This is a genomic window from Acinetobacter legionensis, assembly GCF_048551735.1.
GTDB lineage: Bacteria > Pseudomonadota > Gammaproteobacteria > Pseudomonadales > Moraxellaceae > Acinetobacter.
Genome location: NZ_JBIMBV010000043.1, coordinates 1 through 5,128 on the forward strand (window position 1 = coordinate 1; position 5,128 = coordinate 5,128).

Consider the following 5,128-nt stretch of genomic DNA (forward strand, 5'->3'; position numbering starts at 1 on the left):
TTAAAAAATTGCGTAGCAGTTTTTTGGGGTTAAGGGGGTTCCCCTTACGCAACGATGACTTGAACTTTGTTCAAGTCGTAAGTGCGCATTTCATGAAAAACACGATAGCATAAAGCCCGCTTGAATTCCAATTCATAGGGCCTTATGCTTGAGTGGTTTTCTATATCCCAAAATCTGAATCATGACAAAAGCTGCTGAAACTCTCGAAAAGAAAATCGAAGCCCAGTTAGAAAAACTGAAACAGCTAAAGGCTCGTAAACAGGCTATCGAAGCTAGAGAAAAATCGAAGCAAAAAGAGCAGGAAAGAAAGGACGATACCAGACGTAAAATTTTACTAGGTTCTTATTTGATTAAAAAAATGCAGGCTAATGAAGCTAATAAAAATAAAGTACTAGCCGATCTCAATGAATATTTAACAGAGGATCGAGACAGACAGCTTTTTGATTTACCCCCACTTCAAAAAAAAACTTATGACACTTTTTCTAAAAGTTTTAATACTTATAGCGATGCCAAAAGATTTTCTGAGAAATACATAGAGCCTTTAAACGTAACCCCTACCATCGTTACCTTTGGAAAGATGAGCGTAATAAAGCTCGAAGTTGAAGAATTCGGGGATAACTATTTCGAGCTAATGAATATTTTCTACTGCCCATATTTTGAAGAGATTCATGAGGACTGGGAGGATGAGTATGAAAAGTATGCTGATGATTTAGATGAAAAGGCTAAGAATCCACTCGACGAGGATGATGGAATTGAGATTATAGAAGTGGAACTTGATGGTTATCCTGCAGACTATGATCGTAGTCTCGTCAATCGACGTTAAATACTAAAAAATATAAAAAAAGAGCTTATTAAGCTCTTTTTTTTGCAGGTTATTTAAACCCTAACTGTTCCAGTAGCGGATAAAACATCCTAAATTTTGGAGGTTCTAAAAGCATGTCGGCAATACGAATTGCAAACTCTTCATAGCTTTCAGTTCCTCGTGAATACTCACTCAATTCAGGCAATTTAGCCATCTTATTAGCGAATAAATGTCGTTGAGCATCAGTTAGAGGAATAAAGAAATCAGGAGTATTAGGATCTCTTTTTTCATCTATTTGTTTTGATATCTTAGGAGTTTGCTTCTGCTTAAATCTGAACGAAAAACCAGTAATAGTACGTCCAGTTTTATGTTGCTCATAACTTACTGTAATGTCGGTATGTTCGTTAATTTGTTTAATAGATGGTTCTAATACACGGCTTTTAAAATGATTCATTGCTTTGTATTCATCAGCTGCAATACCTAGCTTTTCCCTAAATTCAGAGAGTTCAATTTTTGGTACTTTACCAACTTCACGCCATGCAATTAGAAGCTCATATAAGCGTATAGCGTACTTACTGGTAAGTTGAGAAACTTGCTTTAACTGATAGCTAGTAAAATGTTGCTCAAGCCTTGTAATTAATGGCACCACATCAGGCGCAAAAGTAATTTCTAATATAGCTGAATCATCAATGTATTTAATTCGACTTACCCAACGAGATCGAACAATACCAACCCCTTTTTTTGTTGTTTCTCTAAAAGAAAACTGACGTTCAAATAAATTATTTACAGCACTTTTTAATGCTTCATAAGCTGTTTCTTTCTTCACATTAAATTGATTGGCATAGTCACTAGCATGTATCTCTAACTTGCTATCTGACGTAATTCCTTGCTGAGTTTCACGTGCGTTGATAATTGCTAAAAGTATTAAACGCTGCTCTGTTACTTCTAAATTATAACTAGCATTTATTAAGGCATTATCTTTCACTACTAATCCATTCTTCATATTCAACACGTTATATAATTATGTGCATAAAGACACATTAAAACATTATGTGTCTTTATGCAAGGAATCTGTGTCTTTATAGCAAGGAATCTGTGTCTTTATAGCAAGGAATCTGTGTCTTTATAGCAAGGAATCTGTGTCTTTATTGGCTTTAAAAATCTTTAATATCAATACTTTCAGAATGGCTAAAAGCATTTAAAAACTTTAAAATATATATAAAAGCCTAAGCAGGCATAAAAACAGCCCTATGCCCTCGCTAAAGCTCGGACGTTTTAACCTCGCTTCGCTCGGTTGAGGGGCTGTTTCTTCAAAGGTAAATCGAGAATTTTAAAAAAACTATGCCTTCGCTTCGCTCAGAAAGCTTTATCTCGCTTCGCTCGGTCATAAAGCAATTTAGATGATAATCGCTTTGCTCTGTTAATCCCTTTATTAAGCAAAAGGGAGTAGTTGTAATCAGAGAGAAAAGCACATGGATTTTTATGCTTGGTGATCGCTCGTAGACACTCGCTCGGTTATTACTAAATGTAATTATTTATTTTTTAATAATTAATTAAGTAACAAGTTGAAAAGGGCAAATATAAAATATATTGTTCATCAATTCTTTTTTATATATACTAATGTGAACTCTAGTTCTTGAGCTTCTTATTAGGTAAGCGGCGTTATTAAGGAACTAGGGTTTTTTTTTGGAAAAAAAATGCCCAAATATCAAATTTTTGCAGATGAAGCATGGACTCACAATTCTGAACCACTAGCCAGATATCACTTTTTTTTTGGTGGCATTTTTGGTTTAGAGTCTGATTTAGATAAATTAGATCAAGATCTGAAAAAAATATTAGTTAAACATAAATTTAATCCACGAGTAGAGATAAAGTGGGCAAAGGTAAGGGAATCTGATATTCCTTGCTTTAAAGAACTGATTGATTGTCTAAAAACACATATATTGGCTGATAAAATAAAATACCGACAAATGTTTAAGGACAGATCATATCATTATGATAATAGAGACAATTTGTCCGAATTAGATATGCAATTCCGTTTGTATTATCAATTTATAAAAAACTCTTTCGGATTTAAATATTTGCCAAGATTAGTTGGAAATGAAAAACACGAAATTTTATTAAGATTAGATGGGCATTCAAGTCAAAAACATAAAGACAGTTTAAATACCTTCGTTACAAACCTTCCTACATATTTGCAGCGACCAGATATAGAACTCAAGATTACATATGTTGATAGTAAGGATTTTTTACGCTTACAAATTTGTGATCTATTAATGGGTGCAGCTGGTTATCGAGGAAATCGAATTTGTGATCGTAGACCTAATGGTCGTAGAGGGATGACCGCTAAACAAAAAATGAAATTAGAGTTAGCTAAATATATTTATGAAACTCTAAAAGAAATTAATCATTTGGATAGAGGCTCAAACGGTTTTAATTGGTTTGAATCTACAGGTTTTAATCAAAATAAAAGCAATATGTATCACCACAAATTGCGAATTTGGAAGTTTATTCCATCAGAATATAGAAAGAATAAAGGATGGGAAAAAGACAATCTAACGAGAGAGGGATATTTTGTTAGAGACATTTTCGAAGATGAGTTAAATCAGGGTTACGATGAAGAAGGTAATCAGAATGGTGATGCCTTTCCTTAATTCCTAAGAAATCTAGCTCGATACTTTGAAGTTTGGCTTTTGCCAAACCTCAAAGTCGAGCCACTTTGCGACATTAAATATCTGATAGGTTTGAAAGGAACAAAGCAAAGTACTGGCCAAAATTATTTAGGGTCAATCACGCAATAATCCGCATTTTTCCCATATCCACATTGTTTTTTTATAACTCTTACACAGGTTTTCCCATCACATTTTGATAGGTCTAAGCTGTATTTTTTCAGGTTGTTCACTTCCGATCTGCGCTGCTGGATTTCATCCAGACTTGGTACAAATAAAAATAATGCCAAGAACAGCACCATCACCAAAGCTACAAAGGCACTGGCAAACACTGCAATGAATTGATAATTAAGACGGCTCGTTGCTTTGTCTAACTCCTGAATACGGCTCTTTAATACCCCTATAGCTTGTTTATTTGTCTCCTGTAGCGACTTTTCAGCCTTATCCAGAACCCCACTAGCTACTTGGGTGTAAAACGTCTCTAATCGCTTCTTATCGTCTGCTATAGCCTCTCTATATTCCTTCATGGAGGCCAATAAAATATATAACTGGTCGTCTAAATCGTTTTGGTTGCTCATAGAGATGGCCCATCTTTATTCATGCTTTGGCGTTGTTTCTGTTTCATGGCTCGTTCTTGCTGTTGCTTTAACTGCTGCTGACGTTCCAGTTCTAGGCGTTTAGCTTCCTGATCTTTCTTCCATTGCTCGAATCCCTTTTCAACACGGCTAAAGCCTTGTTCTAGGATTTTTTCCTTTTTGGGTTCTTTGAATTGGAGCTGCTGATAGTTTTGCTGTTTGATGTTGTCATTGAAACGGCTAACTTCAGTATCTATGCCCTTTCTGCGTAACTGAGTAACCTTGCTGCCTTCATGTATCGTGGCTTGTAAGCCGTTACCTTGTTCGGCATAGCTGCGGTGGTCTATTTTTTCTTTGTACCCTGCTTTGTCCAGGGCGTAATTTGCAAGGTTTGCCCAGGTGGCTCGAATCTGTTTGATTTCTTCTTGGCTTGTTCCCATGCCTAGGCTTTTTCTTTTGGTGTTACTTAGCTCAATTTCCGCTTTTTGAGTAAGGACCAATTTATTGTCAGGGTCTAATTCTGCTTTTCGAGTTGTCAGCAAGATATGTGCATGATGGTTTTTATCATCCCCACCTTTGCTGGGTGTATGAATCGCTAAATCTGCAACTACTCCATAGCGATCTACTAAGGACTTGGCAAAGTCTTTAGCGAGTTCCTTGCGTTGTTCTTCATCCAATTCATCAGGCAAGGCAATAACCCATTCTCTGGCGGTTCTGGCATCTTTTCGGTTTTCGGTTTTTTCCGCCAAATTCCAGAGTTCGGCACGATCAATCTGAGTATCTAAGTTCGAGATAATTTCGGTATAAGCTACACCTTCTTTTCTCGTAAAGTCGTGCGTTAATCCTGTTCGTTCATCTTTTAATTTTTCCCCTGCACGATAGGCGATAGATGCAACCGCAGTTCGTCCCGAACTTCGGTTAACGGTCTTAGTCGTACAGTGATAAATTGCCATGCCTTAGCCTTGTGATGGTTTTGCTTTTGCTTTTAAAAAATTGCGTAGCAGTTTTTTGGGGTTAAGGGGGTTCCCCTTACGCAACGATGACTTGAACTTTGTTCAAGTCGTAAGTGCGCATTTCATGAA

At 36.3% G+C, this 5,128-nt stretch carries 4 protein-coding genes and 1 pseudogene; 2 read left to right on the forward strand and 3 right to left on the reverse strand.

Annotated features, from left to right (window positions below; genetic code table 11):
* Positions 1 to 181 precede the first annotated feature (181 nt).
* Positions 182 to 460 (forward strand): annotated as a pseudogene (locus tag ACG9ZL_RS20635) (DUF8583 domain-containing protein); the annotation flags it as partial.
* Between the two features lie 412 nt (positions 461 to 872).
* On the opposite strand, the gene repM reads toward ACG9ZL_RS20635, so the two are convergent.
* A complete protein-coding gene (gene repM / locus ACG9ZL_RS20640; RefSeq protein WP_419361687.1) occupies positions 873 to 1,805 on the reverse strand; it encodes a replication initiation protein RepM in 933 nt (310 codons plus the stop codon).
* Positions 1,806 to 2,499: 694 nt separating this feature from the next.
* Here repM and ACG9ZL_RS20645 point away from each other — a divergent pair.
* On the forward strand, positions 2,500 to 3,456 hold the full coding sequence (locus ACG9ZL_RS20645) for a DUF3800 domain-containing protein (protein ID WP_016805609.1): 957 nt from the start codon (positions 2,500 to 2,502) through the stop codon (positions 3,454 to 3,456).
* Positions 3,457 to 3,578: 122 nt separating this feature from the next.
* Here the strand turns inward: ACG9ZL_RS20645 and ACG9ZL_RS20650 are convergent, their stop codons facing one another.
* The gene (locus ACG9ZL_RS20650) at positions 3,579 to 4,049 is read right to left on the reverse strand and encodes a hypothetical protein (RefSeq protein ID WP_419361690.1); all 471 of its coding nucleotides are present in this window, start codon (positions 4,047 to 4,049) and stop codon (positions 3,579 to 3,581) included.
* Positions 4,046 to 4,999 carry a MobQ family relaxase gene (gene mobQ, locus ACG9ZL_RS20655; RefSeq protein WP_419361693.1) on the reverse strand — a complete coding sequence of 318 codons (954 nt, stop codon included), beginning with the start codon at positions 4,997 to 4,999 and terminating at the stop codon, positions 4,046 to 4,048. Before mobQ ends, ACG9ZL_RS20650 begins: the two co-directional genes overlap by 4 nt.
* Positions 5,000 to 5,128: the final 129 nt, after the last annotated feature.